General features: G+C 74.2%; 18 protein-coding genes, 1 tRNA gene and 1 other RNA gene. 9 read left to right on the top strand and 11 right to left on the bottom strand.

The genetic code is table 11. The features are described from left to right. Window positions 1–102: 102 nt before the first annotated feature. The gene (locus NBH00_RS19465) at window positions 103–1674 is read right to left on the bottom strand and encodes an ABC transporter ATP-binding protein/permease (protein ID WP_254570238.1); all 1572 of its coding nucleotides are present in this window, start codon (window positions 1672–1674) and stop codon (window positions 103–105) included. A 132-nt stretch (window positions 1675–1806) separates the two neighbouring features. Here NBH00_RS19465 and NBH00_RS19460 point away from each other — a divergent pair, with 132 nt between their 5' ends. From NBH00_RS19460 to NBH00_RS19440, 5 genes are all read left to right on the top strand, one after another. Then, window positions 1807–2604, top strand: a complete 798-nt coding sequence (locus NBH00_RS19460; protein WP_254570237.1) for an enoyl-CoA hydratase-related protein — start codon at window positions 1807–1809, stop codon at window positions 2602–2604. A 43-nt stretch (window positions 2605–2647) separates the two neighbouring features. Next, window positions 2648–4162, top strand: a complete 1515-nt coding sequence (locus NBH00_RS19455; protein WP_254570236.1) for an aldehyde dehydrogenase family protein — start codon at window positions 2648–2650, stop codon at window positions 4160–4162. Window positions 4163–4251: 89 nt separating this feature from the next. Beyond that, entirely contained in the window at window positions 4252–5007 is a 756-nt protein-coding gene (locus NBH00_RS19450) for an enoyl-CoA hydratase/isomerase family protein (RefSeq protein ID WP_254570235.1), read from the top strand. A 4-nt stretch (window positions 5008–5011) separates the two neighbouring features. Then, entirely contained in the window at window positions 5012–5839 is an 828-nt protein-coding gene (locus NBH00_RS19445) for an enoyl-CoA hydratase/isomerase family protein (RefSeq protein WP_254570234.1), read from the top strand. Window positions 5840–5841: 2 nt separating this feature from the next. After that, complete coding sequence (locus NBH00_RS19440; RefSeq protein ID WP_254570233.1) at window positions 5842–6558, top strand: SDR family NAD(P)-dependent oxidoreductase; 717 nt, start codon at window positions 5842–5844, stop codon at window positions 6556–6558. Window positions 6559–6622: 64 nt separating this feature from the next. On the opposite strand, the gene NBH00_RS19435 is transcribed toward NBH00_RS19440, so the two are convergent. Further along, window positions 6623–7864 (bottom strand): cytochrome P450, encoded by a 1242-nt coding sequence (locus NBH00_RS19435; protein ID WP_254570232.1) that lies wholly within the window; start codon window positions 7862–7864, stop codon window positions 6623–6625. A gap of 192 nt (window positions 7865–8056) precedes the next feature. On the opposite strand from NBH00_RS19435, the gene NBH00_RS19430 reads away from it, so the two are divergent. Next, window positions 8057–8848, top strand: a complete 792-nt coding sequence (locus tag NBH00_RS19430; RefSeq protein ID WP_254570231.1) for an enoyl-CoA hydratase/isomerase family protein — start codon at window positions 8057–8059, stop codon at window positions 8846–8848. Between the two features lie 390 nt (window positions 8849–9238). Here the strand turns inward: NBH00_RS19430 and NBH00_RS19425 are convergent, their stop codons facing one another. The 3 genes from NBH00_RS19425 to NBH00_RS19415 form a co-directional block, all read right to left on the bottom strand. Next, window positions 9239–9871, bottom strand: coding sequence for a TetR/AcrR family transcriptional regulator (locus NBH00_RS19425; protein ID WP_254570230.1), 633 nt, complete (start codon window positions 9869–9871; stop codon window positions 9239–9241). A 117-nt stretch (window positions 9872–9988) separates the two neighbouring features. Then, a complete protein-coding gene (locus NBH00_RS19420) occupies window positions 9989–10282 on the bottom strand; it encodes a hypothetical protein (RefSeq protein WP_254570229.1) in 294 nt (97 codons plus the stop codon). 122 nt (window positions 10283–10404) lie between these two features. Then, window positions 10405–11496, bottom strand: a complete 1092-nt coding sequence (locus NBH00_RS19415) for an SDR family oxidoreductase (RefSeq protein ID WP_254570228.1) — start codon at window positions 11494–11496, stop codon at window positions 10405–10407. Between the two features lie 94 nt (window positions 11497–11590). Here NBH00_RS19415 and NBH00_RS19410 point away from each other — a divergent pair, with 94 nt between their 5' ends. Beyond that, window positions 11591–12337: an acylphosphatase gene (locus NBH00_RS19410; protein WP_254570227.1), complete on the top strand. Its 747-nt coding sequence runs from the start codon at window positions 11591–11593 to the stop codon at window positions 12335–12337. Window positions 12338–12364: 27 nt separating this feature from the next. On the opposite strand, the gene NBH00_RS19405 is transcribed toward NBH00_RS19410, so the two are convergent. The 3 genes from NBH00_RS19405 to NBH00_RS19395 form a co-directional block, all read right to left on the bottom strand. Then, a complete protein-coding gene (locus NBH00_RS19405; protein WP_254570226.1) occupies window positions 12365–13624 on the bottom strand; it encodes an NHL repeat-containing protein in 1260 nt (419 codons plus the stop codon). A 40-nt stretch (window positions 13625–13664) separates the two neighbouring features. Continuing rightward, window positions 13665–13738, bottom strand: a tRNA-Val gene (locus NBH00_RS19400). Window positions 13739–13777: 39 nt separating this feature from the next. Then, complete coding sequence (locus tag NBH00_RS19395; protein ID WP_254570225.1) at window positions 13778–14221, bottom strand: DUF488 domain-containing protein; 444 nt, start codon at window positions 14219–14221, stop codon at window positions 13778–13780. A gap of 34 nt (window positions 14222–14255) precedes the next feature. Between NBH00_RS19395 and NBH00_RS19390 the strand changes: the two genes are divergently transcribed. Both NBH00_RS19390 and ffs read left to right on the top strand, forming a co-directional pair. After that, on the top strand, window positions 14256–14732 hold the full coding sequence (locus NBH00_RS19390; protein WP_254570224.1) for a zinc ribbon domain-containing protein: 477 nt from the start codon (window positions 14256–14258) through the stop codon (window positions 14730–14732). Window positions 14733–14778: 46 nt separating this feature from the next. After that, window positions 14779–15047: signal recognition particle sRNA large type (gene ffs / locus NBH00_RS19385), an RNA gene on the top strand. A 125-nt stretch (window positions 15048–15172) separates the two neighbouring features. Here ffs and NBH00_RS19380 read toward each other — a convergent pair. The 3 genes from NBH00_RS19380 to NBH00_RS19370 form a co-directional block, all read right to left on the bottom strand. Beyond that, complete coding sequence (locus NBH00_RS19380) at window positions 15173–16663, bottom strand: MFS transporter (RefSeq protein WP_254570223.1); 1491 nt, start codon at window positions 16661–16663, stop codon at window positions 15173–15175. Window positions 16664–16719: 56 nt separating this feature from the next. Further along, window positions 16720–17307 (bottom strand): TetR/AcrR family transcriptional regulator, encoded by a 588-nt coding sequence (locus NBH00_RS19375; protein ID WP_254570222.1) that lies wholly within the window; start codon window positions 17305–17307, stop codon window positions 16720–16722. 153 nt (window positions 17308–17460) lie between these two features. Continuing rightward, window positions 17461–18924: a glycosyltransferase family protein gene (locus tag NBH00_RS19370; RefSeq protein ID WP_254570221.1), complete on the bottom strand. Its 1464-nt coding sequence runs from the start codon at window positions 18922–18924 to the stop codon at window positions 17461–17463. Between the last annotated feature and the right edge of the window lie 68 nt (window positions 18925–18992).

Genomic DNA, 18992 nt, shown 5'->3' with positions numbered 1-18992 from the left:
GCCCGAGCGCACCCTCGTCCTGGGCCGGTTCCCCAGGCGCTGCCGGCCGGCCGGTGAGAGGGGGTCGCACCACCGGTGATGCTGTCCGGCGCGCCGGGGCGCTCAGGCGTCGTCGACCGGCGCGCGCCACTGCAGGAGCATCGCCGTCAGCGCGAGGAGGATGAGGAGGAAGCAGACGAGCGCCGCCGCGCCGGTCATCGGCGTCATCGCGAAGAACGAGCGGTTGAAGCCGAGGGCCGTGTTCGCGGACGGCTTGGCGAGCAGGCGGTCGTCGAGGTTGATCGCGGAGCCCATCCCCGCGTAGGCCCAGCGGGCGTACGTCACCTGGGCGAAGGCGGAGGCGACGGCGGGCATGCGGGCCAGCGGGATGACCGCCCCGGCGAAGAGGAGCTGCGGGATGAGGACGAGCGGGATGACGCCGGCCGCCTGGTCGACGCTGCGGGCGACCGCGGACACCGTCAGCCCGAGGGCGACGCTCACCCAGGAGACGAGGACCGCGAGGCCGATGAGCGCCAGGACCGCGCCACCCGACTCGCCGAGCGGCTGCAGCAGCACGACGACGACCATCATCAGGACCACCTGGACGGTGGAGAGGGCGAAGAGCACCGTCGCCTTCGCGAGCACGTAGGCGTCCGACCGCAGCCCGACGTCGAACTCGCGCTCGATGATCCCGCGCTCCTTGACGATCTCCCGGCACGAGGCGGTGATCCCGAGCCAGATCGCCCCCGTCATGAGCAGGAAGATGAACATGACCGTGTTCGCGACCTGGTCGCCGTTGTCGTCGAAGGCCTTCGGGTCGAAGCAGAGGACGATGAGGATCCCGATGATCGGCGACTGGCCGAGGAGGATCCGCAGCGTCTTGCGGTCGCGGAGCAGCGTGCGTGCGTACCGGCCGGCGAGGGCGCGGTACTCGAGGCCGAAGGGGCGGGTGCCGATCCCGAGCCGCGGCGGGTCCTCCGGCGCGGTCTCGCCCTCGGGGAGCGGATCGGGGGCGCGGTCGCCGCCGGCCGCCTGGCGCAGCGACTCGACCGCGACCTCGGGGTCGTCCGTGATCGTCAGGACGCCGCCGCGCATGACGGCGACCGTGTCGCAGAGGTCGAGGCTCGCCGTCGCATGGGTCGCGACGACGACCGCGCGGCCGTTGTCGGCCAGCCGGCGGAACATGAGCATGAGGCGGCGCTCGAGCACCGGGTCCAGGCCGCTCGTGGGCTCGTCGAGGAGCAGGACGCGAGGGCGGCCGACGAGCTCCTGCCCGCAGGCGGCGCGGCGGCGCTCGCCGCCGGAGAGGTCGCCGACCCACGTGTCGGCCTGCGCCTCGAGGTCGAGCTCGCGCAGGACCTGGTCGACCCGCATCGTGATGTCCTCGTCGGCGTCGAGCCGTAGGATCGCCGCGTACTCGAGCGCCTCCCGGACCGTGAGCCGCTGGTGGACCGTCTCGCGCTGGGGGACGTAGCCGAGGTCCTCGACGCGGCGGGTGGCCGGGTCGTCGTCGAGCGTGACCGTGCCCGAGGTCGGCAGGGTGATGCCGGCGAGCTGCCGCAGGAACGTCGTCTTGCCCGAGCCGCTGGGGCCGACGAGCGCGGTCAGCGTGCCGGGCGCCACGTCGAGCGACGCGGGCCCGAGGATCCGTCGTCCCCCCTCGAGGACGAACTCCACCCCATCGGCGCGGAGCACGCGTCAGCGGGCGCGGAGGCGGGAGACGGGCATCGGGCGAGGGTAACCGGTGACGGGACGCGGCGGGGGCACCGGTGTGCGTGCGCCGCGGCCGGTGGACCGGTCATCGTGGCCTGACATATCGTCCGACCCATGGACGACGAACCGACGGTCCTCGTCGAGCGGACGCCGGAGGGCGTCGCCGCGATCACGCTCAACCGCCCGGAGGCGCTCAACGCGTGGACGCCCGAGCTCGGCCGGGCGCTGCTCGCCGCCGTGGGCGAGGCCGGCGCGGACCCGGCCGTGCGGGCCGTCCTGCTGACCGGCGCGGGCCGGGCGTTCAGCGCGGGCGCGGACGTGAAGAACCCGCGCGAGCTGCTCGCGGACGGCACGCCGGACCTCACGACGCGGCTGCGCGAGATCTACAACCCGATCGTGCTGGAGCTCCGGCGGATGCCCAAGCCCGTCGTCGGGGCCGTGAACGGCGTCGCGGCCGGGCTCGGCTGCTCGCTCGCCTTCGCGTGCGACCTCATCGTCGCCGCCGAGTCAGCGTCGTTCCTGCTCGCCTTCGTGAAGCTCGGCGTCGCCCCGGACGCGGGCTCGGCCTACCACCTGGCCCAGCGGGTCGGGCCGGCGCGGGCGGCGCAGCTCGCGATGCTCGGGGAGCGGCTCCCCGCCGGCGTTGCCCTCGAGTGGGGACTCGTGAACGAGCTCTGCCCCGACGGGCAGGCCCGGGCGCACGGGCTGGCGCTCGCCACCCGCCTCGCCCAGGGGCCCACCGTCGCGCTCGCGTCGATCAAGCGCGTGCTGGCGGGGCCGGATCCCGGCGGGCTGGAGCGCCAGCTCGAGCTCGAGGCGACGCTCCAGCAGGCGCACGCCGCCACCGCCGACTACGCCGAGGGCGTCCTCGCGTTCAGGGAGAAGCGCGCCGCGCGATTCCAGGGAAGGTGACACAGGCGTCACGCGACGGCCTGACACCCTGTAAACTCGGCCGATGACCGACATCTCCGTCCCGCCCGCGTCCGCTGCCGCCCGGACCATCGACGTCGAGGACCCGGCCCGCGGCACGACGATCGGCTCCATCCCCGTGCTCGACGAGCGCGCCGTCCAGGAGCTCGCCGCCCGCGCCCGCATGGCCCAGGTGGGCTGGCACGGCGCCGGCTTCGCCGCCCGCGCCGGGGTCATGGACCGCGCCCGCGCCTGGCTCATCGAGAACAGCGAGCGCATGTCCACGACGATCTCCTCGGAGACCGGCAAGACGTTCGAGGACTCGCAGCTCGAGATCTCGATCGCCGCGCAGTCGCTGAAGTTCTGGTCGAAGAACTCGGAGGGGTACCTCGCCGACGAGAAAGTCGGCAGCTTCACGCCCTTCACGGTCGGCAAGAAGACGGTCGTCCGCTACGAGCCCGTCGGCCTCGTCGGCGTCATCGGCCCGTGGAACTACCCGCTCGTCAACGCCTTCTGCGACTGCGTGCCCGCGCTCATGGCCGGCAACTCCGTCCTCCTCAAGCCGTCCGAGGTCACTCCGCTGACGGCGCTGCTCACGGCGGAGATGCTCGAGGTCTCCGGCATGCCGAAGGACGTCTTCTCCGTCGCCACCGGTGACGGGGAGACCGGCGGCGCGATCGTCGACGCCGCCGACTACGTCATGTTCACCGGCTCGACGAAGACCGGCAAGGCGGTCATGAAGCGCGCCGCCGACACGCTGACCCAGGTCTCGCTCGAGCTCGGCGGCAAGGACCCGATGATCGTCTGCGCCGACGCGGACCTCGACCGCGCCGCCAACGCGGCGGCCTACTACGGCCTGCTCAACGGCGGCCAGGTCTGCATCTCCGTCGAGCGCGTCTACGTCGAGGCGCCCGTCCACGACGAGTTCGTCGCGAAGCTCGTGAAGAACGTGAAGGAGCTGCGCCAGGGCGTGCCCGGCGCCCCCGGCACGGTCGAGGTCGGCGCGGTGACCTTCCCGCCGCAGATCGACCTCGTCGAGCAGCACGTGCAGGACGCCGTCGCGCAGGGCGCGAAGGTCGAGGTCGGCGGTCACCGTGGCCCCGGCCCGGGCCGCTTCTTCGAGCCGACCGTCCTCACGGGCGTCACCCACCAGATGCGCTGCATGCGCGAGGAGACGTTCGGCCCGACGATCCCCGTCATGGCGGTCGCCGACGTCGAGGAGGCCATCCGCATGGCCAACGACTCCGAGTACGGCCTGCAGGGCAGCGTCTTCACGAAGGACGTCGCCAAGGGCGAGGCGATCGCCCGCCGCATCGAGGCCGGCGCGGTGCTCGTCAACGACGCGCTCCTGAACTACGCGGTCATGGACGCCCCGATGGGCGGCTGGAAGACCTCCGGCGTCGGGTCGCGCCACGGCGCGAACGGCATCCGCAAGTACTGCAAGACGCAGACGATCGTCTCGCAGCCCTTCGTCATGAAGAAGGACCTGAACATGTACCCGTACAAGCCGTGGCGGTCGAACCTCCTCGGCCGGGTCGTCAAGGCGTTCTACGGGCGCTGAGCCGGCCGTCGCCGCGGCCCTTCCCGGGCCGCGGCGGCTTCGCACTATCTGACTGGACACGTTGTCCGATTTCTCGGTAGGGTCGAAGGATGACCGTGGAGACCGAGGTCGACGGCCGCATCGGCCGGCTCACGCTGAACCGGCCCGAGGCGATGAACGCGATCACGACGGAGCTCGCGGCCGCGCTCGACGCCGCGCTCGTCGCGCTCGAGCCGCAGGTCGACGTCATCGTCATCCGCGGGGCGGGGGCGCACTTCTGCGTCGGGGGCGACTTCAAGGCGCTCGAGGCGCTGCGCGAGGAGGGCCCGGCCGCGATGGCCGAGCTCTTCGAGACGTTCGGGCGCGCCTGCGCCCGGATCGGGACGCTCGAGGTCCCCGTCGTCTGCGCGGTGCACGGCTACGCGATGGCCGGTGGCTTCGAGCTCATGCAGGCCTGCGACATCGCGATCGTCGCCGAGGACTGCAGACTCGCCGACAACCATGCGAACTTCGGCCAGGTCCCGGGCGGGGGCGGCTCCCAGCGCCTGCCGCGCCTCGTCGGCCGCCAGCGCGCGAGCGCGCACATCCTCACCGGCGGGCGCCTCTCCGGCGCCGACGCCGTCGCCTGGGGGCTCGCCGCCGCCGCGGTCCCCGCCGGCGAGCTCGCGGAGGCCGCGGACGCGCTCGCCACGCTGCTCGCGGGCAAGGCCCGCGCCGCGCAGGCGAAGGTCAAGCGGCTCATCCGCGACGGCCTCGAGCTCTCCCTCGCGGACGGCCTGGCGCTCGAGCGCCGCGTCGTCGTCGAGCACCTGACCGGCGCCGAGGCGGGCGCCGGCATCGCGTCGTTCACCACCCGTGGAGCCTGACCCCATGACCGAGACCGAAGTCCAGACCGAAGCGCTCATCGCCGAGGGCCCCGTCCTCGTCGACCTCACCGGGGGCGTGGCGCACGTCCGGCTGAACAGCCCCGAGTCCTCGAACGGGCTCGACGTGCCGATGCTCCGCGCGCTCTACGAGGCGCTCATGCTCGTCCACGGCGAGCGGCGCGCCCGGGCCGTGCTCCTCAGCGGGGAGGGTCGCCACTTCTGCGCGGGCGGCAACGTCAAGGTCTTCGCCTCCAAGGGCGACGGGCTGCCGGACTATCTCCGCGAGGCGACGAGCTGGCTGCAGGTCTGCTCCGGCGCGCTCATGCGGCTGCAGGCGCCGGTCGTGTGCGCCGTGCAGGGCTTTGCGGCGGGCGGCGGCGGCATGGGCCTCGTCTGCGCCTCGGACCTCGTCGTCGCCGGCCGCTCGGCGAAGTTCATGCTCGGCGCCACGCGCGTCGGCATGGCGCCGGACGGCGGCGGCTCGGTGACGCTGTCGGCCCTCGTCGGGCTGCGCAAGGCGATGGAGATCGCGCTGACGAACCCGACGATCGACGCCGAGGAGGCCGTGCGCATCGGCCTCATCACGCGCGTCGTTGAGGACGACGAGGTCCACGCGGCGGCGCGCGCGCTCGCCGAGGAGCTCGCGCAGGGCCCGACGCTCGCGCTCGCCGCGACGAAGCGCCTGCTCTGGGACGGGCTCGGGTCGACGGTCGAGGCGCGCCTGCCGGAGGAGGCCCGCACGGTCTCCGAGCTGTCCGGGACGGCCGACGCGCTCGAGGGGCTCGCCGCCGTCATCGAGCGTCGCCCGCCGACGTTCACCGGGCAGGCCTGACCGTGGGGGAGCAGCGCGTCGCGCTCGTCACCGGCGGCGCCGTCGGCATCGGCGCCGGCATCTCCGAGCGCCTCGCGGCCGACGGCTTCGAGGTCATCGTCACCGGTCGCCGCGCCGGCGTCGCCGCGGAGATGGCGGAGCGGATCGGTGGCCGGTCGCTCGCCTTCGACGTCTCCGACCACGCGGCGACGGTCGCCGCGATCCAGGGCGCGGGGCGTATCGACGTGCTCGTGAACAACGCCGGCTGGGACCACTTCGACTGGTTCACGGACCTGCCCTACGAGACGATGCGCAAGCTCGTCGCGATCAACCTCGAGGGCGTCCTCTCGTGCACCCAGGCGGCGCTGCCGTCGATGCAGGAGCATCGCTGGGGCCGCGTCATCACGATCGGGTCGGAGGCCGGCCGGATCGGGTCCAAGGGCAATGCGGTCTACGCCGCCTGCAAGGCGGCGGCCGTCGGCTTCTCGATGTCGATCGCCCGCGAGAACGCGCGCTTCGGCATCACCGCGAACGTCGTCGCGCCCGGCCCGATCGAGACGCCGCTGCTGCGCGAGATGACTCCCCACGCCATCGAGGTCGTCACGAACCAGACGCAGATGAAGCGGCTCGGCACCCCCGAGGAGTGCGCTGCCGCCGTGTCCTACCTCGCCTCCGAGGCGGCCGGCTACGTCACCGGCGAGGTGCTCGCCGTCTCGGGCGGCATGCACCTCGGCGGCTGATGCACCAGGGCGGCGTGCGGTCTCGTGGGTGCATATCTCCCAGGAGACCGCACGCCGCGGCAGGTCAGCCCTCCTTCGGCCCCGGGGTGAAGGTGACGGGCATCTTCACGAGGCCGTTCGCCCACGAGGAGGGCAGGCGCTCGACGGCGCCGGCGAGCTTCAGGTCGGGCATCCGGCGGCTGAGCTCCTCGAAGAGGATGCGCAGCTCGGCGCGGGCGAGCCCGGCGCCGAGGCAGAAGTGACGCCCGCCGCCGCCGAAGGCCTTGTGGTCGGGCTTCGCGCGGTGGATGTCGAACGTCTGCGGATCCTCGAAGAGGTCCTCGTCGCGTGAGGCGCTCGTGTACCACAAGAGGACGCGGTCACCCTTGGCGATCGGCCGGCCGGCGAGCTCGGTGTCCTTCGTCGCCGTGCGGTTGAACCACTGCACGACGCTCGTGTAGCGGAGGATCTCCTCGACGGCCGCGGGGACGAGGGACGGGTCGGCGCTGAGCGCCTCGAGCGTGCCCGGGTGCTCGAGCAGGGTGTGCATGCCGGTCGCGGTCGTGTTGCGCGTCGTGTCGTTGCCCGCGAAGGCGAGCAGCCCGAAGAACACGAGGATCTCGGGGTCGGTGAGCTTCTCGCCCTCGACCTCGGCCGCGCGCAGCTTCATGACGAGCGACTCCTCGTTGCCCTCCGCCATCTGGCGCTCGATCTGGGCGTGGAGGTACCCGGCCATCTGGACGAAGACCTCGCTGGCCGCGTCGGGCTCGGGGGAGCGCTGCGCCTCCTCGATGCCCTCGGTCCACTCGAGGAACTGGGGGAGGTCCTCCTCCGGGACGCCCATGAGCTCGGTGAGCACGCCGAGCGGCACCGGGATCGCGATGTCGTCGACGAAGTCGCACGCACCGGCCTCGATGACCTTGTCGATCGTCTTCGTCACGCGGGTGCGGATCGCGTCCTCGAGCGCCTTGACGGTGTTCGGCGTGAAGGCCTTCTGGAGGATGAGGCGGTACTTCGTGTGCTGCGGCGGGTCCATGTAGAGCAGAAGGTTGCGCGCGAGCGTCAGCGGCAGGACCTGGTCGGGGTGGAGGAAGATGCCCGCCTCGTAGGAGGAGAACGTCGCGGTGTCGCGGCTGATCGCGGAGACGTCGGCGTGCCGGGTGACCGACCAGCAGTGCGTGCCGTCGGGCAGCGGGTTGCGATGGATCGGGTCCTCGGTGCGGAGCCGGGCGAAGAGCTCGTGCGGGGGCCCGTCGGCGAACCAGGACGCGTCCGTCAGATCCACCTGTTCGAGGTCGACCTGCTGGGGGCTCACGGCGGATGACATGCGATCGTTCTCCCTGAGTTGGATCGGACATGATGTCCGGACATCGAATAGGAACACTAACCGGAACACGGCGCGGATGCCACCGCGAGCGGGCCCCGCGGGCGTTCTGTCGGGGCAGTGCCGGTCGTCGCCCGAGGGACGGTGTCGGACATTCTGTGCGTACGCGGCGTCCGGGCGCGGTACTGTCGGCGGATGGACGCAGAGGATCGGGTCGCGCTCGAGGTCGAGGGAGGGGTCGCTCACCTCCGGCTCACGTCGGTCGCGGCGCACAACGCGATCGACCCCGCCATGGTCGCGGCGCTCGCCGCCGCGGTCGAGCGCATCGCGGCCGAAGACGGGGTCCGCTGCGTCCTCCTCACCGCCGACGGGCCGAGCTTCAGCGTCGGCGGCGACCTCGCGCACCTGACGCGGCACGCTGACGCGCTCGCCGCCGAGATGGACGCGATGGTCACGCCCTTTCACCGGACGCTCACCGCACTCGGCGAGCTGGCCGTCCCCGTCGTGTGCGCCGTCCAGGGACCGGTGGCGGGGGGCGGGCTCGGCCTGCTCTGGTGCGCCGACGTCGTCCTGCTCGCGGACGACGCGCGCCTCGTCGCCGGCTACCCCCGGCTCGCGCTGAGCGGGGACGGCGGCAGCTCGTGGGCGCTCCCGCGGCTCGTCGGCCCCCAGCGCGCGCTGCAGTTCCTCATGGGCGGCCGGGCGCTCGACGCCGCGGAGGCCGTGGCGTGGGGGATCGCCGCGGAGGTCGTCCCCGCCGTGTCCCTGCGTGAGCGCGCGCTCGCGGAGGCCCGCGGGCTGGCCGCCGGGCCGACCGTCGCCTACGGGTACCTCCGCGGCCTCATCCGCGACGCGCACACGACGAGCTGGGCCGAGGCCCTCGAGGGCGAGCGCGAGGCCATGGTCGCCTGCGCGGGCACGGCGGACGCGCGCGAGGGCATCACCTCCTTCACCGAGCGGAGGGTGCCGGGGTTCGTGGGGCGGTAGGGGTTGGTGGGGGGTGTGCGGCGCGCTTGTGGGGGGCCGGGGGTTTACGGCGACGGAGACGGCGGACCGGGGGGCGGCGGTCGTGCGGGGCGCGAGGTGTGACCGCTGAGGTGGCCTCAGTCCGGTTTTGCGGACACCCCTGCGGAGCGCCCGGCGAACGGGGGCCTCAGGCGATCAGTTCGTCGGCCGCTCCCCGCCGACCGTCAGGGCAACGCACGAGACGGTCGTCCCGCGACCACGTCGTGAGTCGCCCCCGCGCCCCGACCCCCGGCGACGCCCGTCCGCCGTCTCCAGCCGCCGTGAGCGCCGCGCGGCGCCACGGCGCGTCGCGGCAGGCCCGGCCCGCAGCCCGGCCCGCCGCCCGACAGATCCGGCGCCGGCCCGCCGCCCCTACTTGCGCGTCGGCGCGTACAGCGTGTTCCAGACGATCGCGGTGTACGCGTCGATGAGCTTCTCGAGGTCTGCGGTCGTGGCGGTGCGGACGAGCTGGTGCAGCCCGCGCTCGGCCATCCAGGTGAGCCAGGCGGCGGTCTGGGCGGCGGGCAGCTGCGGGTCCACGTAGCCGCCCGACTGGCCGGACTTGATGTGCTTGCGGAGGGCGGCGACGTTGCTCGCCATCATGGCCTCGACGAGTTCGCGGACGCTCGCGTCGTAGGCGGCGGCGTCGTACGTCGCGGCCATCAGCGTCGTGTGGGGCCGGTAGGTCTTGACGACGCGGTCGAGGGCGGCGCGGAGGTCGGCGTGGGCGGCGTCGGCGCCGAGGCTGAGCCATCCCGCCGCGACGTCCGTCAGCTCCGCGGTGATCTCGGCGAACCAGGCCCGGAGGAGGTCGCCCTTGTCCTCGAAGTAGACGTAGAAGGTCGACCGGGACATGCCGGCCTCGGAGACGAGGCGCTCCACGCTGATCTCGGTGAACGACTCGCCCTCCTCCAGGAGCTTCTCGACGACGCCGAGCAGGCGACGGCGGGCCTCGTCGCGCCGCTCGCTGCGGCTGCTCTGGCTCTTGCGCGTGACGGACGGCATGTCCGGACAGCCTACCGGGACGAGCGACGCCCGTTTGTCCGGACCGGGCGCTGGGACGGTACGCGTGAACGACCTGTCCGACGCTTCGACTGACAGCTGATGCCGGACAGCCCTGCGTCAGCTGTCAGTCGGCGGGTCGGTGCGCGCCCGGGTGTCCCCGAGGGCCTGCGAGAGGCTCGCCGGCGCGTCCCGGCCGACCGGGTCGTCGCCGAGCTCGAGGGTGACGCCCTGCGCGGCCGCGAGGTCGATGACCTCGCGCGCGCCGATGAGGCGGCCGTTGTTCGCCGCGAGGGCGACCGCGAGCAGGACGACGCGCCTCGCCTCGCCGGTGAGCTCGACGCGCTCCTGCAGCTCGGCGACGAGGCCGACGACCATGTCGCCGAGGGTCAGGGGTGCTGCGGCGTCGCTCATACCCGCACCGTACCGTCACCCGACGCGCCGCCGCCGGATCGCCGTGCTCACCGAGCCGCCCCTCACCATCCCCGCCGCTGCACGTCGCTCGGTGGCGGCGCGGCGCGGCGCCCCCCGCGCGCTCAGCCGACGGCCGGGGTGGCCGTCCAGGCGACCGCGCGCGGCTGCGGCCGGCGTCCCCAGCCCGCCGTCTCGGCGAACGCGAGCAGGCGGGGGACGAGCTCGGCGACGGGGACCGGCCGCACCCCGAGCTCCCGCGCGCGGCCGAGCTCGAACGGGCTCGCGACGTCCGCGTACGGGGCGTAGAGCCCGAGCTGCTCGGCGGCGGCGGGCTCGCACGCCGCCGGCGGGATGCCGAGGACCTCGCAGACGACGTCGGCGAACGGCTGCAGCCGCGGCGCCTCCTCGCCCGCGACGGCCTGGAAGACGCCGTCGAGCTCGGGCCGTCGCACGAGCGCCGCCACGACCTCCGCGACCTGGTCGACCGGGACGAGGTCGAGCCACGCGTCGGCCGGGCCGGGCACGACGGTGAGCAGCCCGCGGGCCGCGGCCTTCAGCGGGACGTAGATGACGTTGAAGCTGCTCGTCCAGCCGGTGACGGCGTCTCCGACGACGATGCTCGGGCGAACGATCGCGACGCCGTCCGTGAGCGCCCGTGTCTCGTGCTCGGCCTCGAGCTTCGTCTGCTCGTACGTGTTGCGGTGGACCGGCGCCTGCTCCGGCCCGTGCTCACGCGCGAGGACGTTCGTGCGGCCGTGGACGTACGCGGTCGACACGTGGACGAGGCGGCCGGGCGCACCGAGCTCGCGGGCCCGGGCGGCGAGCGCGACCATCTGGCGGGTGCCGCCGACGTTCACGCGACGGGCGTCCTCGAGGCTCAGGTCGAACCGGACGGACGCCGCGCAGTGCACGACCGTCGCGGTGCGGGCGGCGAGCGCGTCGAGCGCCCCGTCGGTCCGCCCGAGGTCCGGGAGCTCGAGGTCGGCCGCGAGCGCGGTGACGCGCGACGGCAGGACGTCGGCGTCCCCCCAGGTGGCGACGGCGAGCCCGCGCAGGCGGGCGGCGGCTGCGGCGTCGTCCGCGGCCCGGACGAGCAGGACGATCGGCTCCTCGGTCGTCACGAGCAGCCGCTCGAGCACGACGGAGCCGAGGAAGCCGGTCCCGCCCGTCAGGACGATCGTCTCGGCGGGGGCGGCGGGCGCAGCATCACTCATGGGAGCAATGTGGCACGGCCGCACCCGTCCCGTCTGCGGTGGCCAGGTACCGATCAGGATCGGGCCGCGCTCGCGCCGGGTTAGCATCGGTCCGATGACCGCCGAGGCCGCCTGCCGCGCGACCGTCACCGGGCTCGTCCAGGGCGTGGGATTCCGCGACGCCACGGTCCGCCGGGCGCGGGCGCTCGGCGTGCTCGGCTGGGTGCGCAACGGGGAGGACGGCAGCGTGCTCGTCCACGCCGAGGGGCCCGCCGGTGCCGTCGAGCAGCTGCGCGCCTTCCTCGTGGAGGGGCCGCCCGGCGCCGCGGTGGCGGCGGTCGACGCGACGCCCGTGAAGCCCGAGGGCCACGAGCAGTTCGCCGTGCGCGGCGTCCCCGCCGGCGTGTTCGTCGTGCAGGAGCACGCGGCGGCCGCGCACCACTTCGACCTGCGCCTCGAGGTCGACGGCGTCATGCGGTCGTGGGCCGTCCCGAAGGGCCCCTCGCTCGACCCGGCCGCGAAGCGCCTCGCCGTCCAGGTCGAGGACCACGGCACCGGGCACAACGACTTCGAGGGCACGCTCGGGAGCGGCGGGGTCATCGTCTGGGACCGCGGCGTCTACGAGCAGGGCGGGCGCGTCCCGTGGCCGGAGGCGCTCGACCGCGGCCACGCGGTCTTCGTCCTCCACGGCGAGAAGCTCCGCGGTGGCTTCGCGCTCCAGCGGACGCGGACCGGCGCCAAGCCGCAGTGGCTGCTCGTCAAGCGCAGGGACGAGCACGCCCGGCCCGGGTCCGACGTCGTCGCGGAGGCGCCCCGGTCGGTGCTCGGCGGGGAGACGCTCGACGAGCTCCTCGACGGCTGACGCGGCCGCCGGCGTCGCGCCGCCGCGTCAGGGCCGGGCGGCGGCCTGCAGCAGCCGCACCTGGCGCGTCACCTGACCGTCGTCGCCGGTGAGCGTCACGGTGAGCTGGCGGCGGTGGCGTACGTCGCCCCCGGTCGCGAGCCGTGAGGCGCCGGCGGGCAGCCGGCCGGCGCGCGTCGTGACGACGCCGGTGACGCGGTCGGTGACGCGGAGGGCGTAGGTGCCGCCGTGCGTGGCGAGCACCGGGACCCGCCCGCGGGGCGGGCAGAGGCGCCGGCAGAGCGCGAGCGCGAGCGTCTGCGGCCGGGCCGACGCGACCATGAGCACGCGCGGGCTCGAGCGGTCGGCGACGAGCAGCGAGCCGTCCGGGAGGACGAGCAGGCCGGCGATGCCGCCCCGCAGCGCGACGTCGTTCGCGCGGGCGCCGTCCGGCCGCCCGCCGACGGTGGGCCGCGCGCCGAAGACCGTGCGGCGGGTCCCGTCCGGTGCGACGCGCACGACGCGCCCGTCCTGCGCGCCGCCGACGAGCAGGGCGCCCGGCGCCGTCGCGAGCGGGCCGGGGCGGACGAGCCCGCCGGCGACGACGGGCAGGCCGGCGCCCGGGGCGACCCGGCGGATCGCCCCGGCGGGGTCCGTGACGAGGACGGTGCCGCCGGACGTCTGCGCGAGCGCGGCGAGCCGCGTGCCCGGCGCGGCCGTCGCGAGCGTCGTGAGCGCGCCGTCCGGGCCGAGCTCGCCGACCGTCGCGCAGTCGCCGAGCAGCAGCCCGCCGCCCGCGGGGGCGAGCAGCGGGCCCGGGCCGCAGAACGGGCCGGGGACGTGCCGGGCGTCGCCGCCGGGCCCGATCGCGACGAGGGCACGGCCGGCCTCGTCGGAGGCGTAGACGGTGCCGTCGGCCGTCACCGCGAGCCCGGTGACGTCGGAGAGCGCCGCGGCGCGGGCCGGGGTGCCGTCGGCCCACGTCGGCGCGCCGCGCAGGCCGCCCATGACGCGGGCCAGGCGCTGGTCGGACCCGATGCGCCAGAGCGTCCCGTCGGTCCCCACGAGGATCGAGCCGTCGGCCGCGCGGGCGAGTGCCGTGACCGTCGTGCCGAGCCAGGCGGTCGACGCGGGTTCGCCCTCGCCGCCGATCGTCGCCGTGTCGCTCTCGCCGAAGACGTGGCTGCCCGCGCCGGCGACGACGAACACCCGGCCCGCGAACGACGGGGTCACGGCGAGGACCGGTCCGGGGAAGGCGAGCGCGGCGCCGGTCGCGAGGAGCGCTGCGCCGAGCCGGACGGTCCGCATCCGGGCGAGCCTAACGGGGCGCGCCACGACGGCGGGCGAGTGGACAAGGAGGGACTCGAACCCCCGACCCCGCGCGTGTGAAGCGCGTGCTCTAGCCAGCTGAGCTACTTGTCCTGGCTGGCGCGGAGTGTACCGGGCGCGGGCGCGCGGCGGTCACAGGTCGACGACGCGGAGGTCCGGCCGGCGCCGCCGGAGCGCGTCGGTGAGGACGCGCCGGTGGCACGTCGCGGGGTCGGCCTCGAGGCACATCAGCGCGGTCGGCGGCGCGTCGTCGAGCTCGGCGGCGAGGACGTCGAGCTCCGCGGCCGCGGTCGCCTCGATGTGGACCGCGAAGCCGGCGGCGCCCTCGGCGATCTGCCCGTGCTTGTAGAGGTACCGCAGGTCCGGCGGCGTGCCGAGGTCGCGACGGTGCTCGTAGCGGATGCCGTGCTCGCCGAGGAGCTCGCCGAGCCGGGTCTTGGACATGCCGGCGCGCCGTGACTGCGGCCGATAGCGCACGTCGATGAGCCGTCGCACGCCCGCCGCCTCGAGTTCGGCGACGAGGGCGCCGGGCAGCAGCCGCTCGTAGCCGATGGTCCAGACGGTGGGTGATGTCACGCCGTCCACGGTAGAGCGATAGCTTTGCCGCCCGATGGCCACGCCCGCCGACCCCAGCTCCGGCGCTCCCGTCGCGGTGCGCCCGTGCCCCGTGTGCGCCGCCCCGGTGGCGACGGACGCGCTGTTCTGCCCCGCGTGCGGGACGACGTTCGGCCGCCGCCGCGGTCCCGACACCGCGCTCATCGCCGCGGGCGCCCTCGCGGTCCTCGTCGGCATCCTGCTCGCGCTGCTCCTCACGCAGGACAACGGGTCGGGCGGCAGCGGGAGCAGCACCGCTCCGGCCACGACGACCGCGCCCGCCACGACGACCGCGCCCGCCACGACGACCGCGCCCGCCACGACGGCGCCTGCGCCCGCGACGACGACGGCGCCCGCACCCGCCACGACGGCCGCACCCCCCGCGACGACGACGGCGCCACCGGTGACCACCACCGCACCGGCGGCGACGACGACGGCACCGCCGCCTGCGACGACCGGCACGACGGTCGCTCCCGCGCCGACGACGCCCTGACGCGCTGCGCGCGTCTGCGAGGTTGTGGGGTAGTCTCCGTCGCGGACCGTGCTAGGCGGGGAGGTAGCGGTGCCCTGTCGCTCGCAATCCGCTCTAGCGAGGCCGAATCCCCGGTTGAGGGGTGTGGCCATCGGGTCGGCGCGCCGAAGTCTGGTGTTGACGGCTCGGGTCCCGCGCGACGTCGGCTCGTGAACCAGGTCAGGTCCGGAAGGAAGCAGCCTTAAGCGACAACCGGCGGGCGTAGCGGGAGCTCCCGAGCCCGAGTCAGATGACGGTGCCGCCTCCGGTGACTGCTCCACGATTCCGGGTGCACGGTCCATTGACTGCGTCAATGGCCTCAGGACCATGGCGCCAAGGGGCCCCGCAGACATGCGGGGCCCCTCGGCAATGGTGCGGGCTGTTGTTCGCCGTGACGCGCCGGCAGTCCGTCCGGCGGTCGATCAGGCCGGGACGGCCACGGGCTCCGCGGGTGCGCCCCCGGTGCCCGGTTCGCCCGTCGCCTGCGCGGCCGCCGCCGCCTGCCGTCCGGGCACGAGCAGGGCGACGAGACCGCCGAGGACGAGGACCCCGGCGCCGTAGGGCAGCGCCGCGTTCAGCCCGTCGACGAAGCTCTGCGGGGACTGGTAGCCGCCGTGGGCGGCGAACACGCTGCCGAGGACCGCGACGCCCATGACGCCGCCGAGCTCGCGGATCGCGTTCGTCGCGCCGGACGCCTGGCCGGCCTCCTCGGGCCGGACGGCGGCGAGCGTCGCGTTCGCCGAGGGCGCGAACACGAGCGCCATGCCCGTCCCGCCGAGGATGAACGGGACGACGAGGGAGCTGTAGGCGACGCCGACGCTCGTGACCTGCGCGAGCCACGTGATGGCCACGGCCTGGAGGAAGAGGCCAGCCGCCATGAGCGGCCGCGAGCCGATGCGGTCCGACAGGATGCCCGCGACCGGCGCGACGAACATCGGCATCCCGGTCCACGGGAGGGTGCGCAGGCCGGCCTCGAACGGCCCGTAGCCCTGCGCGGTCTGGAAAAACTGCGAGAGCAGGAAGATCGAGCCGAAGACGCCGAAGAACATCGCGAACGACACGCCGCTCGTGGCGGCGAACCCGCGCGAGCGGAAGAAGCGCATCGGCAGCATCGGGGCGGCGGTGCGGCGCTCCCAGGCGACGAACGCGACGAGCAGGGCGGCGCCGGCGGCGAGGGACGTCACGACGGTCGTGCTCGTCCAGCCGAGCGGCTGGCCACGGACGATGCCGAAGGTGATGCCGAAGAGGCCGGCGGCGACGAGGCCGAGGCCGGGGAGGTCGAGCTTCACGGCCGGGCCGCGCGACTCGGTGAGGCGCGACAGCGCGAGCGGGATGAGGACGAGGCCCGTCGGCACGTTGAGCCAGAAGATCCAGTGCCACGAGATGCCCTCGACGACCGCGCCGCCGACGAACGGCCCGAGCGCGACGCCGAGGCCGCTCACGCCGGCCCACACGCCGAGGGCGAGGCCGCGGCGCTCGCCGGGGAACGCCTCCGCGAGGAGGGTCAGGGTCAGCGGCGTGATCATCGCGGCGCCGGCGCCCTGGAGGGCGCGCGCGGCGACGAGCGCGTCGATGGTCGGCGCGAGCGCGGCCGACGCGCTGGAGAGGGTGAAGAGCGTCAGGCCACCGAGGAAGATGCGCTTGCGGCCGAAGCGGTCGCCGAGCGCGGCGCCGGTGATGAGCAGGACGGCGAACGAGAGCGTGTAGGCGTTGACGGTCCACTCGAGCGACTCGAGCGAGCCGCCGAGGTCGGTGCGGATGCGGGGCAGGGCGACGCCGACGACGAGGTTGTCGAGCGAGGTCATGAACAGCGCGACCGAGACGATCGCGAGGGTCCAGCCCGGACGGATCCGGCGGACCGGCGGGTCGGTAGGGGGCACCGGGGGCTCCTTGCTGGTGGGGTGGGCGGTCATGTGAAGATGGTGTGATCAGTCACTCACTTGGAGGATAAAAAAGGGGGACGACGGGCTCACGCCGGGTCGTCGTACTCCTTGTACGCGCAGAGGCTCGTCGCCCACGGCTCGTCGAGCTCGAAGGCGCCCATCGCGGCGAGGACGTTCATGAGCATGCCGGTGGCGAAGAAGTGGGCGACCTCCTCGTCCTCGGCGCCGGTCTCGGCCTTGACGAGGGCGTGCAGCCGGCGGAAGCCGTCCTGCATCGCGGCGCGGATGCCCGCGTCCTCGGCCGCGGCGGCGTGCCCGTGGAGCTGCATGAGCAGGAGGGTACGGTCCTGGATGAGGTCGGCGTACGACTCGCCCATCGCGTGGAGGATGTCCTCGCCGCTGCCGCCCGCGGCGCGCGCCTGCGCCGCCGCGGCGACGAAGGTCGCGTGGATGCGCTCGTTGCAGCGCTGGACGAGGGCGACGGCGAGGTCGGTCTTCGTCGGGAAGAGGCGGAAGAGGTATGCCTGCGAGATGCCGGCCGCCTTCGCGACGTCCATCGTCGGCGTGCCGTGGGGGCCGCGCGCGGCCATCACCCGCATGCCCGCCTCGAGGACGGCCTCGCGGCGCTCCTCGGCGGTGGACAGCGTGCGGGTGGAGGGGACGGGCGGGACCATCGGCAGGGTGTGAGTATGCACTCACACACCCCTGGCGTCAACCCCGGCCTCCTGGCCTTCGGACGCCGAATGAAGTTTCACGGTGCTGTGGACCCCCTGAACCTGCATTCACCTTCCTGGGGGCCGATACGGTCGCGGTGCTTCCGGCGAGGGTCAGGTGCGGTCGGCGTCCGGCAGCGTGCGGCCGGCGCGGACGGCGGCGCGGCAGGCCGGGGAGGCCATGAGCCGCCAGTACGTCGAGCGGAACACCTCGACGTAGCCGCGGGGCACGATGAGCGGCGGCTTGCCCTGGTAGTAGCGGTTGGACACCGAGTCGTCGATCGGCATGAGCAGCGTCTGCGCGAGCGGATGCTTCGGGTCCTTCTCGTCCATGACCGAGCCGGGCGGGCCGCCGAGGTAGTAGCGCAGCGGCGGGACCTCGGGGTGGTCGAAGGTCGAGATCCGCCCGCAGCGCGCGTAGTACGCGCGGACGACGGGGGAGTCCGCGACGTCGCGCAGGTCGGTCTGGATCTCGCGCGAGTTCGTCACCTTGTGGCGGACGGTCCGCATGAGGTCGACGTTCCACGGAATGAACACGACCGACAGCGCGAGCGACGCGAGGCCGATCCGCTGCCACCGCCGCCGGTCCGCCGACCCCGCGGGCAGGTCCATCCACCCGAGGCAGCCGACCGCATAGACGATCGCCAGCAGGACGGTCGGGGTGAGGACGTACCGCGCGATGAGGGGCAGGCCGCCGAACGTCGAGAACAGGAAGAAGACGAGCATCGCGCCGGCGACGCCGAGGAGGACGAGCCCGCGCCGCGCGAGCAGGAGGATGAACACGCAGCCGATCGGCACCCCGACGATGAGCGGCTCGCGGAGGGTGAAGCCGAGGAACTTCGCCGTCTTCACCGGCGCGTCGATCGGCGAGCGCGGGCGGTTCAGCTGCGCCGCGAGGTCCTTGGTCCCGTGGAAGGAGTGCAGGAAGTCCCCGGTGATCGCGGCGTCGGAGATCGCCCAGAGGGCGGCGCCCGCCACCCCGAGCAGCGCGAGAGCGGCGAGTCGCGGCCGGTCCTCCGGCGCGCTGCGCCACGCGAGCCACAGCCAGTACGCGCCGCTCAGGACCCACGCCTCCGGTCGCAGTAGGCCGGCGAGGGCGAGCAGCAGCAGGACCGGCCAGCCGCGCTTGGGCGTCCGGAGCTCGAGCAGCAGCGCCCACGAGACGAGGAGCGCGAACGGGATGTCCTGGTAGGCGAACTCCGCGTTGCGCCCGAAGGCCGGGCGCGTGAGGATGATCACCGCGGCGAGCACGCCGACCGGGACGCTGAAGAGCTGCGCGCCGAGCCGGTAGACGACGTAGACGATCCCGCCGAAGCAGAGCATCACGAGCCAGGCGAGCACGTACGGGGTCGCGTGGCCGAGCGGCAGGGCGAGGAAGCTCGCGAACGTCTGCAGCGGATGCGGCGTCGGCGCGATGAAGCCCTTGTAGTCCGGCGTCAGGCCGTGCGCGATGTCGTGCGCCCAGACGAGCGAGTACGACGCGTCGTAGTTGAGGAAGGGCTCCCCGTAGACGAGGCGCAGGAGGAGGGGCACCCCGACGATGGTCGCCAGGGCGCCGAGGATCGCGGGGCGCCTCATCGAGGGTGTCAGGGTACCGGCGGGACGCGCCGGAGCACCCCGCCGGGCGCCTCGCGCGTGCCGGACCG

This window comes from Paraconexibacter antarcticus (assembly GCF_024220175.1).
Classification (GTDB): domain Bacteria; phylum Actinomycetota; class Thermoleophilia; order Solirubrobacterales; family Solirubrobacteraceae; genus Paraconexibacter; species Paraconexibacter antarcticus.
This window is presented reverse-complemented; position numbering and strand designations above follow the sequence as displayed.